The sequence below is a fragment of the Frateuria sp. GZRe14 genome (genome assembly GCF_051900395.1).
GTDB lineage: Bacteria > Pseudomonadota > Gammaproteobacteria > Xanthomonadales > Rhodanobacteraceae > Frateuria_A > Frateuria_A edaphi.
On sequence record NZ_JBHZGJ010000001.1, the window covers coordinates 1,168,946 to 1,184,965 of the forward strand.

Annotated in this window: 14 protein-coding genes and 1 pseudogene; 8 read left to right on the forward strand and 7 right to left on the reverse strand. The window is 65.4% G+C overall.

The genetic code is table 11. The features are described 5' to 3' along the window. Positions 1 to 61: 61 nt before the first annotated feature. Positions 62 to 913, reverse strand: a pseudogene (locus ACFWZ1_RS05350) (CoA transferase subunit A); the annotation flags it as partial. Positions 914 to 1,038: 125 nt separating this feature from the next. Between ACFWZ1_RS05350 and ACFWZ1_RS05355 the strand changes: the two are divergent. From ACFWZ1_RS05355 to ACFWZ1_RS05375, 5 genes are all read left to right on the forward strand, one after another. Then, positions 1,039 to 1,407 (forward strand): BlaI/MecI/CopY family transcriptional regulator, encoded by a 369-nt coding sequence (locus tag ACFWZ1_RS05355; RefSeq protein WP_231324314.1) that lies wholly within the window; start codon positions 1,039 to 1,041, stop codon positions 1,405 to 1,407. Beyond that, a complete protein-coding gene (locus ACFWZ1_RS05360; RefSeq protein ID WP_439665674.1) occupies positions 1,397 to 2,920 on the forward strand; it encodes a M56 family metallopeptidase in 1,524 nt (507 codons plus the stop codon). Before ACFWZ1_RS05355 ends, ACFWZ1_RS05360 begins: the two co-directional genes overlap by 11 nt. 80 nt (positions 2,921 to 3,000) lie before the next feature. Next, a complete protein-coding gene (locus tag ACFWZ1_RS05365) occupies positions 3,001 to 4,032 on the forward strand; it encodes an isoaspartyl peptidase/L-asparaginase family protein (protein WP_439665675.1) in 1,032 nt (343 codons plus the stop codon). Positions 4,033 to 4,316: 284 nt separating this feature from the next. Continuing rightward, a complete protein-coding gene (locus ACFWZ1_RS05370; protein WP_231324318.1) occupies positions 4,317 to 4,805 on the forward strand; it encodes a dihydrofolate reductase in 489 nt (162 codons plus the stop codon). A gap of 20 nt (positions 4,806 to 4,825) precedes the next feature. Beyond that, the gene (locus tag ACFWZ1_RS05375; protein WP_231324320.1) at positions 4,826 to 5,227 is read left to right on the forward strand and encodes a (deoxy)nucleoside triphosphate pyrophosphohydrolase; all 402 of its coding nucleotides are present in this window, start codon (positions 4,826 to 4,828) and stop codon (positions 5,225 to 5,227) included. 69 nt (positions 5,228 to 5,296) lie between these two features. On the opposite strand, the gene coaE is transcribed toward ACFWZ1_RS05375, so the two are convergent. The 4 genes from coaE to pilB form a co-directional block, all read right to left on the reverse strand. Beyond that, entirely contained in the window at positions 5,297 to 5,938 is a 642-nt protein-coding gene (coaE, locus tag ACFWZ1_RS05380; protein WP_439665676.1) for a dephospho-CoA kinase, read from the reverse strand. Beyond that, positions 5,935 to 6,792 carry a prepilin peptidase gene (locus ACFWZ1_RS05385; protein WP_439665677.1) on the reverse strand — a complete coding sequence of 286 codons (858 nt, stop codon included), beginning with the start codon at positions 6,790 to 6,792 and terminating at the stop codon, positions 5,935 to 5,937. Before ACFWZ1_RS05385 ends, coaE begins: the two co-directional genes overlap by 4 nt. A 133-nt stretch (positions 6,793 to 6,925) precedes the next feature. Continuing rightward, on the reverse strand, positions 6,926 to 8,191 hold the full coding sequence (locus ACFWZ1_RS05390; protein ID WP_275045772.1) for a type II secretion system F family protein: 1,266 nt from the start codon (positions 8,189 to 8,191) through the stop codon (positions 6,926 to 6,928). Between the two features lie 136 nt (positions 8,192 to 8,327). Beyond that, complete coding sequence (gene pilB, locus ACFWZ1_RS05395) at positions 8,328 to 10,052, reverse strand: type IV-A pilus assembly ATPase PilB (protein WP_439665678.1); 1,725 nt, start codon at positions 10,050 to 10,052, stop codon at positions 8,328 to 8,330. 268 nt (positions 10,053 to 10,320) lie between these two features. Here pilB and ACFWZ1_RS05400 point away from each other — a divergent pair, with 268 nt between their 5' ends. Genes ACFWZ1_RS05400 through ACFWZ1_RS05410 form a run of 3 tightly spaced genes read left to right on the forward strand, consistent with a single transcriptional unit; the run spans position 10,321 to position 13,366 of the window. Further along, positions 10,321 to 11,175: a glycosyltransferase family 2 protein gene (locus ACFWZ1_RS05400; RefSeq protein ID WP_439665679.1), complete on the forward strand. Its 855-nt coding sequence runs from the start codon at positions 10,321 to 10,323 to the stop codon at positions 11,173 to 11,175. After that, the gene (locus tag ACFWZ1_RS05405) at positions 11,168 to 12,328 is read left to right on the forward strand and encodes a glycosyltransferase family 4 protein (protein ID WP_439665680.1); all 1,161 of its coding nucleotides are present in this window, start codon (positions 11,168 to 11,170) and stop codon (positions 12,326 to 12,328) included. The genes ACFWZ1_RS05400 and ACFWZ1_RS05405 overlap by 8 nt, the downstream gene beginning before the upstream one ends. A gap of 6 nt (positions 12,329 to 12,334) precedes the next feature. Beyond that, the gene (locus ACFWZ1_RS05410; protein ID WP_439665681.1) at positions 12,335 to 13,366 is read left to right on the forward strand and encodes a glycosyltransferase family 4 protein; all 1,032 of its coding nucleotides are present in this window, start codon (positions 12,335 to 12,337) and stop codon (positions 13,364 to 13,366) included. A gap of 17 nt (positions 13,367 to 13,383) precedes the next feature. Here ACFWZ1_RS05410 and ACFWZ1_RS05415 read toward each other — a convergent pair whose 3' ends face one another. Further along, positions 13,384 to 14,667, reverse strand: coding sequence for a CDP-glycerol glycerophosphotransferase family protein (locus tag ACFWZ1_RS05415; protein WP_439665682.1), 1,284 nt, complete (start codon positions 14,665 to 14,667; stop codon positions 13,384 to 13,386). Continuing rightward, complete coding sequence (ispD, locus tag ACFWZ1_RS05420; protein WP_439665683.1) at positions 14,654 to 16,000, reverse strand: 2-C-methyl-D-erythritol 4-phosphate cytidylyltransferase; 1,347 nt, start codon at positions 15,998 to 16,000, stop codon at positions 14,654 to 14,656. Before ispD ends, ACFWZ1_RS05415 begins: the two co-directional genes overlap by 14 nt. Between the last annotated feature and the right edge of the window lie 20 nt (positions 16,001 to 16,020).

The window sequence follows — 16,020 nt, forward strand, 5'->3', positions numbered from 1 at the left end:
TGGCGCCGGCGACGGTGCGGAACTCGATGCGCTTCTCGTACTTCGCGCCCTGTACGATGCGGTCGACGTAGATGCCGGGCACGTGGACGTTGTTCGGGTCGAGCTCGCCGACCTCGACCAGGTGTTCGACCTCGGCCACGCACGTCTTGCCGCAGGTGGCGATCATCGGGTTGAAGTTGCGCGCCGTCTCGCGGAACACCAGGTTGCCAAGGCGGTCGCCCTTCCACGCCTTCACGATGGAAACGTCGGCGTGGATCGCTTCTTCGAGCACGTATTCCTTGCCGTCGAAGACCTTGGTTTCCTTGCCCTCGGCCAGCTTGGTGCCGAACGCGGTGCGCGTGTAGAAGCCCGGGATGCCGGCGCCGCCGGCGCGCAGCTTCTCGGCCAGCGTGCCCTGCGGCGTGAGGTGAAGTTCCAGCTCGCCAGAGAGCACCTGGCGCTCGAACTCCTTGTTCTCGCCCACGTAGGAGGCGTACACGCGCTTGACCTGGTGGGTCTTGAGCAGCGGGCCCATGCCGAAATCGTCCACGCCGGCGTTGTTGCCGACGATGGTCAGCCCCTTGGTGCCGGCGTCCAGCAATGCGCCGATCAGGTTCTCGGGGATGCCGCACAGGCCGAAACCGCCGGCGGCGATCGTCATGTCGTCGAACAGCAGGCCGTCGAGAGCCGCTTTCGCGCTTGCATACACCTTGTCCATAGCAGTGCCTTCCGGATGGAGAATCAGCTGCCAAGGATACGATGGAACGCGGGTGCGCCGCGTCGTACCAAGGTCGTAAGCCCCTCGGCATGGCCCACCGGCGAGCAACTGTACGCGACACCCGCACTTGCAAAGCGGCCAGTGAAATCTCGTGCAGCCGCCCGGTGCCAGCGTCCCACGATTCCCGTGGGAGCGCACCTTGTGTGCGAGCGCCATCCGTCGCGCGTGCGACAGCTCCCCCCGCCCGGGAAGCCGGCGACGTCCCGTCGTGACTGCGCCCCTTGACGTCGCCGTTCACAAGCGTAAACATAGAATCGTTTACACACGTAAATGGATACCCCGTGGCCATCAGCGAAGCCGAAGCCGTCGTTATGGAAGTGCTCTGGCGCCAGTCGCCACGCAGTGCCGAAGATATCCTGGCCGAAGTGGGTCCCCGCCAGGGCTGGCAGGAGGGCACGGTCAAATCCCTGCTCAACCGTTTGTTGAAGAAAAAGGCGGTCAAGGCCGAACGCGACGGCCGTCGCTACCTCTACACGCCGCTGCTCAGCCGTGAGAAATACGTCTCGCAGGAGAGCAAGGGCCTGCTCGATCGCCTGTTCGGTGGCCGCGTCGCGCCGCTGGTCGCACATTTCTCCGAGCAGCGCAAGCTGTCCAAGAAGGACATCGCCGAGCTGCGCCGCCTGTTGAAGGAACTCGACGATGAGCACTGAGCCTGCGGATTGGCTGGGGCCGGTTGGCCTGCTGGTGCTGGCCTGCACCGGGGCGCTCGCTAGCGTGGCCCTGCTTCGGCGGCCATGCCGCCGGCTGTTCGGCGCCGAGAACGCCTTCCTGCTTTGGGGCTTGCCGCCACTGGCGATGCTGGCCAGTCAACTCCCGCATCCCGCTGCGGCGGGTCCCGGCGTGCTGTCCGGAGCGGCGTGGGTGGTGATCTCGGCCAGCGACGCCTTGCCACGCGTGCAAGGCGGCGGCTTCGACTGGTGCGGGGCGCTGGGATGGGCCTGGCTCCTGGGCGTTGCGGCCAGCCTGGTCCGCGCGGGCGCCGCGCAGTCGCGCTATCGCGCGCGGTTGCGGGGTGCGGTGGCGCTCCCGGATGCGTCGCTTCGATGGCCGGTGCTGCGTGCGACGGACGTGGAAACGGGTCCTGCGCTGGTGGGTGCGTGGCGTCCGCGGATCGTGGTGCCGGCCGATTTCGCGGTTCGCTACGCGGATGACGAGCAGGCCTTGATCCTCGCGCACGAAGCCACGCATGCGCGCCGCAGGGACGGGTGGTGGAGTCTGTTGGCGCAGGTGCTCGCTTCGCTGTTCTGGTTCCACCCGCTCGCATGGTGGGCGCTGCCCGCGCTGCGCCACGATCAGGAACTGGCCTGCGATGCCGCCGTGTTGCGCAAGCTATGCGGCTGCCGTCGCAGCTATGCCCGGGCCATGTTGAAAACCCCCGCCGCGCTGCAGGTGCTGCCGGTGGGATGCAGTTGGTCGTCCCGCCACCCACTCACGGAGCGCATCGCCATGCTGAAGTCGCCCTCGCCCGGTCCCTTTCGTCGACACCTTGGCGTGTTTGCCAGCCTCGCGCTGTCGGCCGCCCTCACCGGCGTGGTCTACGCGGCCAGTACGCCAGCCGCTGGCACGACCCCTCGCGCGGTATCCGGCGATCGCCAATACCAGCTGGACATCCAGCTCGCACTGGGCCGTGTCGATGCCAAGGCGAGCCATGCCGAACGGATCAACGTCGCCTTGTGCATGCCGCCGGGCCAGACCGCGCGGCTGGAGACCCACGGCATCGCACTCGATGCCATCACCCGTCCGCTGTCGGACAAGCGTGTGAGCATCGACCTGGCGGTGCGCGAGAAGGCGGACGCCGAGCCTGCCCGGAACCATCTAGCGGGGACGCTCAGGCAGCCGCTGCACGCGTCGGGCAAGATCCCTGGCGGGTCCGAGCAGTACGCCGTGGAGATCACGCCGCAGCCGGGCTGTCCGGCCGCCGCGAAAGGCATGGAAGCGCCGGTCACCATGAAGGGCCGAGGCGCCGCCGCGCGCCAGGTGGCCGGTTGGATCGCCACGACCGCGGGCTTCGTGCTGGTCAATCCGGAGGCGATCGACCAACGTCGGGTGACGCTCGATTTCCAGCAGGTGCCGGCGATGTCGGCCATGCAGCTGGTAGCCGACCAGGATGGCCTGCGAGTGGTGTTCGATGGCCGGCGCGTACGTTTCGAATCGAAGTCGTAGGAAAGTCGCGTTACGGCCGCGCCTGCTGGGATGCCGACGCGGCTGGATATACTCCGGGATCGTCACCGGGAGACATCCAAGTGAAGCCGCTGCGCATGTTCGCCGCCCTGACCGCCCTGGGGATCGCCGCCATGAGCCATGCCGCCACCACGCCCGTCCTGATCGTCCACGGCGGGTCGGGGGTCATCCGGCGCGACATGAACCCGGCAAAGGAAAAGGAAGTCCGGGCGGCGCTCGCCCGCGCGCTCCAGAGCGGCTACGCGCAGCTCAAGGCGGGCAAGCCGGCGCTCGATGGCGTCACCGCGGCGTTGACCGTGCTGGAGGACGACCCCAATTTCAACGCCGGCAAAGGCTCGGTGTTCACCCACGACGGTCGCAACGAGCTGGACGCGGCGATCATGGATGGTGACACCCTGCGCGCCGGATCGATCGCCGGCGTGCACCGGGTGAAGAACCCGATCTTGCTGGCGCGCGCAGTACTGGAAAAATCGCAGCACGTGATGCTGGTCGGCGATGGTGCCGAGGCGTTTGCGCGGGAAGTGGGGGTTACGCTGGTCGATCCGTCGTATTTTCGTACCGAGCAACGCTGGCAGCAGTTGCAGAGGGCGCTGAAGGAAGATCGCGAAGGCAGGCCGCATTCGGACGTGGAGACGGCCAAACATTTCGGCACCGTCGGCGCCGTGGCGCTGGATGCACAGGGCCATCTGGCGGCTGGCACCTCTACCGGTGGCATGACCGACAAGCGCTGGGGCAGGGTCGGCGATTCGCCGATCATCGGCGCGGGCACCTATGCCAACGCAGATTGCGCGGTCTCCGGCACGGGCTGGGGCGAGTTCTATCTCCGCACCGTGGCGGCGCACGCGATCTGCATGCGCGTATCGCTGATGCACGTGCCGCTGGAGCGCGCCGCTGCCGAGGTGATCAACCAGGAGATCCCCGCGATGGGTGGCAACGGCGGCGCCATCGCACTGGATGCGAAGGGCCACATCGCCATGCCGTTCAATACCGACGGCATGTATCGCGGCTGGATCGGTGCCGATGGCGTGCCGCACGTGGCGATCTACGACGATGAGCCGGATCCGGGTGCGGCGCAGGAGGAGGGCGGCGAGTAGGGCTGGCGACGGGTTTGGGCTCCAGCGTATTGGCTACCGACACCGGTTCCCACCCGTTTGGAGGGGAGGAGCCATGAACCATCTTCTGGACCCCCGCTTGGAGGGGAGGCCACCGAAATCCGCACCCTGAGGTCCTCCCCCTCAAGGGAGGGTCAGTGGGCGGGGGTTTACCTCGCCTCGGGCGGTACCTGTCGCTTTCGAGTGGCTACAATGGACCCGAGCATGGCAGGCGGCCCAGCGGTCGCATGAGCCGGCTGTACCATCCACACGCCCTTGGAGCACCGATGTCCATTTCGTTGATCGCCGCACTGGATGAGAACTTCGCCATCGGTCGCAAGGGGCAGCTGCCCTGGCATCTGCCGGACGACCTGCGCTGGTTCAAGCAGCTGACGCTCGGCAAGTACGTGCTGATGGGCTACAACACTGCAGTGGCGATCGGCCGGGCCTTGCCGGACCGGCACAATCTGGTGCTTTCGCGACGCCACGAGGCGCCGTTCCCGGGCCAGATCGCCGTGCGGTCGCTGGAGGAGGCGCAGGCACGCGCAGGCGGCACCGGCCTGATGGTGATCGGCGGTGGCCAGGTCTATGCAGCGGCCCTGCCGCATGCGCGACGCATGTACCTGACCTGGGTCAGCGCGGCCGTCGAGGGCGCCGACACCTTTTTTCCCGGTATCCACCTGCGCGACTGGACCGAAGTCGCACGCACCCACCACAAGGCCGATGACGAGCACGAGTACAGCTTCGACATGGTCGAGTACGTGCGCGAATCCTGAATCCGTTGGCCGCTCATGCCATGCACGTGATGGCGGGTGTGTTGATCGACCCGGCCGGCTGCGTACTGCTCGCGCAACGGCCTCCTGGCAAACACCTGGCCGGCATGTGGGAGTTTCCCGGCGGCAAGCTGGAACCGGGTGAATCTCCGGCGGCGGGCCTGGTGCGCGAATTGCGCGAGGAACTGGACGTCGAGGTCGACCCGGACAGCGTCACGCCGTTGATCCAGGTGTCCTGGAACTACGGTGAACGCGCTCTGCTATTGGACGCCTGGCGGGTAGACGCATGGCAGGGGACGCCACGCTCGATGGAAGGACAGGCGCTGCAATGGTGCTTGCCGTCGGATATCGCGCTGTCGATCCTCGCGCCCGCGGACAGGGAGATTCTCAAAACCCTTTCAGAGGTGCCCGCGCAACCCTTGTAGGAGCCCATTCATGGCCGATGCTCTTGGGCGCGGGCGCTGGAAAAGCGTCGCCTAAAAGCGAGCGGACTCCTACGAAGAGCGGGCCGCGGCCGCGTCGGCCTGCGCCGCCAGCGCGAGATATCGCCGATGCAGCGCTTGCACATGGGCATCGAGCGCCGCTTCGCTGCTGCTGTTGTCGATCACGTCGTCCGCCAGCGCCAGTCGTTCGGCCCGGCTGGCCTGCTGCGCCAGCATCCGTTCGGCAAGCGGGCGATCGATGCCATCACGGGCGATCAGGCGTTCGAGTTGCACCTGTTCGGGTACGTCCACCAGGAGGATGCGGTCGAGCCAGCGGTAGTGGGCGATGTTCTCGGCCAGCAGCGGAATGGCCAGCAGGCAGTAGGGCGCGGTTTCGGTCAGCGCGTGCTGGTGCAGCCACTCGCGCACGCGCGGATGGATGATCGCTTCCAGCGCCTGCCTTGCCGTGGCGTCGGCGAACACGCGACGGCGCATGGCCCCGCGATCGAGGCGTCCCTGTGCATCGAGCACTTCCGGACCGAACGCATTGACGATCGCCGTCAGGCCATCGCTGCCGGGTTCGACCACCACCCTCGCGGCCACGTCCGCATCGTGTACCGGCACGCCCAGCGTCTCGAAGCGCCGGGTGACCGCGGTCTTCCCGGCAGCGATGCCGCCGGTCAGGCCCACCACGTAAGCGTGGCGCGCGTTCACCGCAACCCGGTCAGATGCAGGTAGCCCTGCAGCAGCGGCTCGCCGGCAACGAACCAGATCCAGCCGGCCATCGCGATGAACGGGCCGAAGGGCATCGGCATCTCGCGGCCGTGCTTGCGCAGGGCGATTAACAGGCCGCCCACCACCGCGCCAACCAGCGACGAGAGCAGCACTACCGGCAGCAGTGCACCCGGTCCCATCCATGCGCCCAGTGCAGCCAGCAGCTTGAAATCGCCGTAGCCCATGCCTTCCTTGCCGGTAAGCAGCTTGAACAGCCAGTACACGCTCCAAAGGCTCAAGTACCCCAGTGCCGCGCCAAGGATGGCCGATCCCGGCAGCACGAACATCGGCAGCAACGACAGCAGCAGGCCGAGCCACAGCAGCGGGAGGGTGAGCTGGTCGGGGAGCAGCTGGGTGCGGAAGTCGATGCCTGCGGCGGCGGTCAGTATCCAGGTGAACACCAGCCCCGCCAGCGCCGACCAGCCGGGCCCGAACTTCCACACCACCAGTACGCTCAGCACGCCGGAAAGGCATTCCACCAGCGGATACTGGATGGATATCGGTTCCCGGCAATAGCGGCAGCGCCCGCGCAGCAGCAACCAGCCGAACAGCGGAATGTTGTCCCCCGCCGACAACGGATGCTTGCAGTGCGGACAGTGCGAGGCTTCGCGCACGATACCCGGCGGCAGCGGTTGGTCTGCAACTTCCAGCGCCAGCTCTTCCTGCGCCTCGCGTCGCCACTGGGCTTCCAGCCGCGCGGGCAGGCGCAGGATCACCACGTTGAGGAAGCTGCCCACCAGCAGGCCGAGCACGCCGGCAAAAACGAGCCAGAGCCAAAGCGGAAGTTCGAGCATGCTTAGTCCGATGAGCGGCCGCCATTGAAGAGCGCGGCCGTGGATGGCCGCTTCCGATGTTGGCCCGAAATTGTTCTACAAACCCCTCGCGCGCCGGTCAGCCGCGATCAAGGACGATCGCACAGGAAACTGCTTAAACGGTGCCGGCCAGCTTGAAGATCGGCAGGTACAGCGACACCACCATGCCGCCGACCAGCACGCCCAGAATCACCATAATCAGCGGTTCGAGCAGAGTCGACAAAGTGTCGACGGCATTGTTGACCTCTTCCTCATAGAACTCGGCGACCTTGAACAACATGTTGTCCAGAGCGCCGGATTCCTCGCCGATGGCAGTCATCTGCACCACCATGTTGGGGAACAGGCCAGTCTGTCGCATCGAGAGCTGGAGCTGGTGGCCGACCGCGATGTCGTCGCGCATTCGGTGGACCGCCTCGGAATACACCACACTGCCGGTCGCGCCGGCCACGGCATCCAGCGCCTCCACCAGCGGCACGCCGGCGCGGAAGGTAACGCCCAGCGTGCGAGCGAAACGCGCGATCGCGGATTGGCGCAGGATGTTGCCGATCACTGGGAGCTTGAGCATGAGGCGATCGAGGAAGTGGGCAAACTTAACCGAGCGCCGCTTGCCCATGACAATTGCTACCACGCCGCCCACGATCGAAGCGATCACGACCCACCAATAGGCCTTCATGAATTCCGAGGCGCCGATGACGATCTGCGTGGGAGCAGGCAGTTCCGCACCGGCGTCCTTGAAGGTTTGCGCGAACACCGGCACCACGAACAGCAGCATGATCATGCTGACCAGCAACGCCACCGCCAATACCATCACAGGGTAGAACAGCGCCTTCTTGATCTTGGCTTTGATGCCTTCCATCCGCTCCTTGTAGGTGGCCACGGTGTCCAGCACCGTGTCCAGCACGCCGGCCGATTCGCCGGCGCGGACCAGGTTGCGGTAGAGCTCGTCGAACTGCACTGGGTACTTGCCCAGCGCTTCGTGCAGGGACGCGCCACCCTCGATGCCCTGCTTGACGTCCGTGATGATGTTCTTGAACCGGACGTTCTTCTGGCCGTCGGCGATGATCTCGAACGACTGCACCATGGGCACGCCCGAGGCCATCATCGTGGCGATCTGCCGGCTGAAGATGGCCACGTCGCGCGGCTTCACCGTGCTTCCGGTGGATCCGAACATCGGCTTGGACTTCTCGCGCACCGTCTGCGGGTTCATGCCCTGGCGGCGCAGCTCGGCCTTGACCAGCGACGCGTTCTTCGCCGGCATCTCGCCCTTCATGCGCTTGCCACGCTTGTCCAGCGCGACCCAGTCGTACATGGTCATCCTGCTGACCTCGGCGCGCTGGGCGCCCAGGTTCGCGTTCTTGGCAATTGCGTTAGCCGTAGCCATGCCCGATTCCCCCGGTGGTTCGATTCGCGACCGCCGCTCGCGCGGCCGGTCGTCGGTAGAGCTTATGCCAAATCTGGCGGATCATTTCGTGGCGCCCCGCGCAACTTCGGCTCTTGCGGGACGACCGCTCCCCTTTTCAATCCTTGGTGACGCGGTCGATCTCGGCCAGGCTCGTGACGCCAGCCTTGACCTTTAGCAGCGCCGAGGCGCGCAGGTCGTTGATGCCGCTTTTGCGCGCGACCTCCCCGATCTGCAACGCATTGCCGCCCTGCAGAACGATCTTCTGGATGTCCTCGCTCATCGGCATCACCTGGTAGATGCCCACGCGGCCCTTGTATCCCTCGTTGCAATGATCGCAGCCGACCGCCTCGTACAGGGTGATGCCCGCATCGATGTCTTCCTGGCTGAAACCGGCTGCGAGCAGCACGTGCGGAGGCAGGGTTTGCGGCCTCTTGCAATCGTGCAGGCGACGGGCCAGGCGCTGGGCGATCACCAGCGTCACCGACGATGTGATGGAGTAGGGCGGGATGCCCATGTTCATCAGGCGCGCGATGGTCTGCGGCGCGTCGTTGGTGTGCAGAGTGGAGAGCACCATATGGCCGGTCTGCGCTGCCTTGATCGCGATCTCGGCGGTTTCCAGGTCGCGGATTTCGCCGACCATGATCACGTCCGGATCCTGGCGCAGGAACGAGCGCAGCGCCGCGGCGAAAGTCATGCCGCGCTTGACGTTCTGCTGGACCTGGTTGATGCCCTCGACGCGGATTTCGACCGGGTCCTCGACGGTGGAGATGTTGCGCTCCGGCGTGTTGAGGATATTGAGCGCGGTGTACAGCGACACCGTCTTGCCCGAACCGGTAGGGCCGGTCACCAACACCATGCCGTAGGGCTTGTGGATGGCGTCCAGGTAGAGTTTTTTCTGGGCTTCCTCGTAGCCGAGCTTGTCGATGCCCAGCTTGGCCGAGGAGCTGTCCAGGATACGCAGCACGATCTTCTCGCCGAACAACGTGGGCAGCGTGCTCACGCGGAAGTCCATCGAGCGGCTCTTGGAGAGGTTCAGCTTGATGCGGCCGTCCTGCGGTACGCGGCGCTCGGCGATGTCCAGACCGGCCATCACCTTGAGGCGCGAGGAAATGCGGCTGGCCATCTTCATCGGCGGGTTGGCCACCGGGCGCAGCATGCCATCCATGCGCAGGCGCACGCGGAAGTTGGTTTCGAACGGCTCGAAATGGATGTCCGAGGCGCCGCGGCGGATCGCATCGACCAGAATCTTGTTGACGAACTTGACCACCGGCGCGTCGTCGCCACCGGTGGCATCGATGCCGGTGCTGTCGGTCGCTTCCTCGTCGGCGGTCTCCAGCGACAGGTCGTCGAACTCGTCGTTGCCCATCTCGGGCATGGCCGCGTTGGCGGTCGCCAAGGCGTTGTCGATGGCGCGGGAGAGCTGGCCGCGCTCGACCAGGATCGGTTCCACCATGCAATTGGAGTGGAACTTGATCTCGTCCAGCGCGTGCGACTGCATCGGATCGGCGATGCCCACGAACAGGCGCTTGCCGCGCTTGAACAGCGGCAGCGCCTGGTGCTTGGTCATCAGCGCCTCGCTGATCAGGTTCACCGGCATGGACGCCGGCGCCATCGCGCCGACGTCCATCATCGGCATGCCGAACTCGGCCGAGGCGACCTGCGTGAGCTTGGCGCTTTCCACCAGGCCGTGGTCCAGCAGCCAGGCCGCCAGAGAGGCTTTTTTCTCAGCCGAATCGGCGACCGCCTTGCGGACATCGGCCTCCGGCAGCACGCCTTCGGACACCAGGCGACGCGCCATGCCGGTCAGGCCCGCGAGCGACGGTTGCAATTGGGATGACATGGTAGATTCCGGCCTTAAGCCCCCTAATTGACAAGGAATTTACCTTAGAAATGCCGCGCGGTCATCTGCTGGCGCGGGGGCCGCAGGACGCGCGCCGGAAGCCGCCAAAGCCGTCACGAAAGTGATCGCCGGCAGCGTGCCGCGCCTGCCGCCGGCAACCGTGCAGGCCGTGCCGCAGTCGGCAGATCCGGCCGGTCGGGGCAGCGCCACGGCGACCTGAGCCGCTGCGTGGCGCGTTATCATCGCCCGATACCCGGGGGAACGTTCCTTGACACGCCTGAGCATCATCCTGCCCGCGAAGAACGAGGCGGCGGCACTGGCCCGCCTGCTGCCGGCCCTGCGCACGGCCCAGCCAGACGCCGAGATCATCGTTGTGGACGACGGTTCGACCGACGACACCCGCGAAATCTGTGCTGCCAACGCCGTGGATTGCCTGTCTTCCCCGTATTCGATGGGTAACGGCGCGGCAATCAAGCGCGGCGCGCGCGCGGCGCGGGGCGAATGGCTGGTCTTCATGGACGGCGACGGCCAGCACGACCCGGCCGACATCGATCGGCTGCTGGTCCGGTTGCAGGAAGGCTACGACATGGCCATCGGTGCGCGCGACTGGGGCAGCCAGGCCGGCGTTGGCCGCGGTTTGGCCAACACGCTGTACAACTGGCTGGCCACGCGCATGACCGGTCATGCGGTCCTGGACCTCACCTCCGGCTTCCGCGCCGTGCGTGCGGAAAAATTCCGAGAGTTCCTGTATCTGTTGCCCAATGGGTTTTCCTACCCCACCACCAGCACCATGGCCTTCTTCCGCAGCGCCTACCCGGTCGCCTACGTGCCGATCAAGGCCGCCCAGCGCGTGGGGAAGAGCCACATCCGGCCGCTGCGCGACGGGCTCAGGTTCCTGCTGATCATTTTCAAGATCGCCACGCTTTATTCGCCGTTGAAGTTGTTCGCGCCGGCGAGCGTGTTGTTCTTCCTGTTGGGGTGCCTGAATTACTTGTGGACGTACTACCACTCCGAGCGCCTCACCAACGGCAGCACGATGTTGTGGAGCGCCGCAGTGATCGTGTTCCTGATTGGCCTTATTTCCGAGCAGATCACCGCCTTGACGTACCGGCGCGATGATTGAGCCTCGGCGCATCAAGATCCTGCTGATTACCCGCAACCTACCCCCTCTGGTGGGCGGAATGGAGCGGTTGAACTGGTTCATGGTGCGCGAGCTCACGCTTCGTGCCGATGTGCGGGTAGTGGGCCCAACCGGTTCCGGGAGTTGCGCACCCGAAGGTGCGCATGTGGCGGAAGTCGCCCTTCGGCCCCTATGGCGATTCCTGCTGGCAGCCGCGTTCCGCGCGCTTGCGCTTGCGCGCCGATGGAAGCCTGCGGTCGTGATCGCCGGAAGTGGCCTAACCTCGTTACCGGCACTGCTGGTGGCGCGACTCGTCGGGGCAAGGATGGCGGTCTATGTACACGGACTGGACCTGACGGTGAAACATCCTGTCTACCGCGCCCTGTGGCTTCCGGCGCTACGCCGTGCCGACCGCGTTATCGCCAACAGCCAGGCCACCGCTACGCTGGCAAGAGCCATCGGCGTCGCGGACCATCGCATCGGCATCGTCCATCCTGGTGTTGAGCTCCCCTCCGCGGCTTCCGAGCAGATCGACATACGAAAGTCCTGGATCGACCTCGAGCTCCGCAACCGCCCGGTTTTGCTATCCGTTGGCAGGTTGAGTGCGCGAAAAGGGCTGCGCGAATTCGTAGCCAAAGCGTTACCGGACATCGTGAAAGCTTGCCCGCAGGTGGTGCTGCTCATCATCGGCGGCACGCCGGCCGATGCTCTGCACGCCGAAGCGCAGACGCCCGAGAGCATCCGGGATACGGCCCGGGACGTCGGAGTCGAAGCGAACCTGCGGTTCCTCGGTGTCGTCGAAGACTACCGCCTGTTGAGCGCCGCCTATCAGTCGGCAGCGGTCCATGTCTTTCCCGTTCGCCAGATACCGTCTGATCCTGAAGGCTTTGGCATGGTCGCCATCGAGGCTGCTTCTCACGGGTTGCCGACGGTCGCCTTCGGCACCGGAGGGGTCGTCGATGCAGTTGCCGAAGGGCGGTCCGGTCGCTTGATCGCGCCCGATAATTATGATCTGTTCGCGCAAGCCGTCATCGAACTCCTAGCCAGCGAAGGGCAGTGGGCTGCAGCCTGCCGCGACTTCGCCCGCGGTTTTGCATGGCCGGAATTTGGCAACCGGCTGATGACGCAGCTCACGCGTGATGCAGCGGGAGGCTAGCGTCAGGTGGGCATCCTGACTTATTCCGAGTTGGGCGTGTGGTTTCCGACGCCTCGAACGGGCACAGGCTCGGACGTATTCACCGAGACGCTAGTTGAGGGGCTGCATGCCCGCGGTGTGCGCGCGCAGATTACATGGCTTCCCTTGCGGGCCGAGTACGCCCCTTGGTCCGTGCCGCTGCCCGATACGCCTCGATGGGCCAATGTCGCGCACGTGAACACATGGCTGCATCCGCGGTTTCTCCCGGCGGATCTTCCCGTGGTTGCAACCTTGCACCATGCGATCCATCAGCCTTCGCTGGATGCCCGCAAGGGGCTGTTGCGGGCCCTCTACCACCGGTACTGGATCCGCACGGTGGAGCGGGCCACGATGACACGGGCAGATGCCGTCGTGGCGGTGAGCCGTTATGCCGCCGAAAGCGCCCGGAAGAACATCGTCGATCGGCCGATGCTCGTGGTTCCCAATGGCGTCGATACAGCGCAATTCCATCCGGCTGCGCGCAAGGTGCAATCGACGTTTCGTCTGTTGTATGTCGGAGGCTGGAAGAAGCTCAAAGGCGTGCACATGCTGCCTGCCATCATGAGCGAGCTGGGCGACGGTTTCGAACTTTTTTATACCGGAGGCCGAGCGGTCGCGGCGTCGGAAAAAGCCGGCTTTCCCGACAACATGCACGATCTCGGCCGGCTCGCAGGCCGCGATGCGGTAGTTGACGCGATGCGCTCCGCCGACGCGCTGTTGTTCCCCTCCCTGAGCGAGGGTTTTGGATTGGTCGCTGCCGAAGCGATGGCATGCGGCCTGCCCGTCATCGCCAGCCGGGGCTCGTCCCTGGACGAAGTGGTCGACGATGGCGAAACCGGATTCCTGTGTCCACCGGGCGATATCCGCGCTTTCGCCGAGGCCGCGCGTCGACTGGCTCGCAATCGGGAATGGCTGTACGCCATGGCGGATCACGCGCGGCAAAAGGCTTCGACCTGCTTCTCGCTGCAGGCGGTGGTGAGCGCCTATCTGGAAATCTACCAGGCGCTCGCCGATAAGTAGTTTCCGGGCGCAACGCCTTATTGGGAGCGTGGGCAAAACCATCGCTTCGCTCGCGCGAAGGCAATGATCCGGGACGTGGCCTGGCTCTGTGGCAGATCGTCGAAGGCCTGCCTTCGCAGCGCGGCGCGTTCGGCCACGTGGCCGTCGTTTGACCACGCGTCGAGGAGTGCCGGCAGCAGTAGCGGCCAACTGGAAACGATAGGCCCGGGCATCATCGTGCGCGGCTCGAACTGCAGCCCGCGATCGCTACTGGCGTAGTCGTCGTTTTCCGGGACAAGAAACAGAAGAGGCTTGTCCACCCACAGGAAATCCATGCTGATGGACGAGTAATCGGTGACCAGAGCTGACGCGTGGGGAAGCAGCGGGTAGACATCCGAGTCGCGCGAACACACGTGAAAATGGCGACCCCGGATCTGGTCGGCGTTCCTCTCGGACGGATGGAACTTGAACAGGAATTCCACCCCGTGCGTTTCGCCGAATGCATCGATGGACTCTAGCGCGAGCGCATCCAGATGCATGGGCAAGGTGCCGGAATCGCGGAACGTGGGTGCGACCAGGACCAGCTTCTTCCCTTCAAGCGCCCAGCCCGCCAGCTTCGATGAAATCGAGCGATCTACATTCCGCCACGCAAGCTCGCGATCAGGTCCTTCCAGCGAAAGCGCGAAATCGTTCCGCGGATAGCCGGTGACCGGGTAATGGGACGCGAGGAAAGCAGGCTCGAACACTTCGTCCCTGTAGAACGCCGAGGTGGTGGCCACCATGGCGTATCGCGCGCGACGACCGATGAGTCTGTAGAAAAGCAACCGCGCGGCCAGGACGACCGGGTGCGATGCCCATCCGAACGCGCCAGCCTCCCTCCGCCACTGCTGGATCTCGATCCACTTGCATCCGACACCGTGCCACAGCTGCACGACTCTGGCCCGGATGAGCAGGAAGTACCGCATGCGGCGATACCAGCTGGCTTCGTCGACGACCACCGTGCCGCACCGCATGAGGAACCACGCGGACCGAACACCAGGGAAGCACAGCGCCTCCCGGCCGGCACCTGTAATCAACGCGACCACGCCGGCTCTTTCGGAGACGAAGACAAGGCGCGCCCCCGGCGCGAGCGCGTGCGCCTGGAGAAAGAAGTATTTGGCGTTGTCGAGAAACTGCCCGTCCTGGCGCCCGATCACCGCGATCCAGTTGCGCCGTTTCGGGACGAGCCACGCAACCGGGACGACGAGCGCCCATCCGAGCGCGCTGGCCAGGAGCGTGAAAAGCGATCTTGCCGGCCCGCCGATACTTCTAGCGGCGGACATCTATGACTTCGCCGGTGGCATCGGAAAGCAGCGCCGCCAACGTGGCCCTGGCTACGGAGTCGACGTCCAGCAACTCCTGGGCCGGTTCCGAGCCGAAGTTTTCGGTACGCATGGGCGTGGCGGTCCTTTCCGGGTTGATCGCGTTGATGCGTACGCCGAATGGCTGGTACTCCTGCGCGAGCCCCTGGGTGAGGTTGACCACGGCAGCCTTGGTGGCCGAATACACGGCGGAGCGGGCCCGGCCACGCGTGTACGAGCTCGACGTGAACAGGGCGATGCTGCCGCCCGTATCCCGCATGGCGTCGAACGCCTCGCGCGCTACCACGACGGAGCCGCGGAAATTGGTATCGATCTGCTCGTCGATCTCGGCATAGTTTCGCCCGGCCAGGAGCCCGGTCCGCAGCACGCCAGCGGTATTCGCAACGAGATCTATCCGTCCATGGACATCAAGTGTTTTCCGCAGCAGGTCGCGCACCGATCCCGCATCAGCCACGCTTACGCCGTCCTTGCGTGAGGCAGCGACCACTTCGCCTCCCGATTCACGGGCAAGGGAAGCAATCCGATGGCCGATGCCCCTGCTTGCCCCGAATACCACCAGCACTTTCCCACGGAGCGCAGAAAGTCCATCCGCTCCGGCTGGGCGCGTGCGCAACTGGAACAGCCGATCGGCGAGATAGATGTCCGAGGGATAGGTGATCTTTATGTTGTTGGTGTCGCCCGGGACGACATGGACCGACCCCAGGCCATAGTGCAGGATGAGTCCGCAGTCGTCTGTCACCTTCAGCGCGGGATCCTGCGACGCCAGCGCATGGGCGTGGCGTAGCAGGCCCGCGCGGAAACCCTGGGGCGTCTGTCCCAGCCTCAGCGTCGCCCGGTCGGGAATGGCCTCGATGCAATCGTCCCCGCCGATACGGATGATCGTGTCGGGAGAGGGGATGCCGGTGTCCACCGCGTCGTGTGCGTCCAGCGCCGCAAGGCAACGATCGATGGTGGGATGGTCCAGCAGGGGACGCACGGCATCGTGTACAAGCACCTTGTGGTCGTCACCGGCCACCGCACCAATGCCCGCGGCTGAACTGGCCTGTCTGGTGGCGCCGCCGGTGACGACCTTGGACACCTTGCCGTAACCGCCGTTACCGATGATTTCTTCCGTCAGCAGTCGTGTGTCCGCCGACACCACGACGACCACCTCATCGATGCCGGGATGCCGCTCGAACGCGTCCAGCGTGTGCTCGAGCACGGTCTTGCCGGCGAGCTTGAGGAACTGCTTTGGGGTTTCCGAGCGAAAGCGGACCCCCGTACCGGAGGCAAGGATGATGGCGATAGTTCGCACAGGCGCACCAGGAGTCCGAA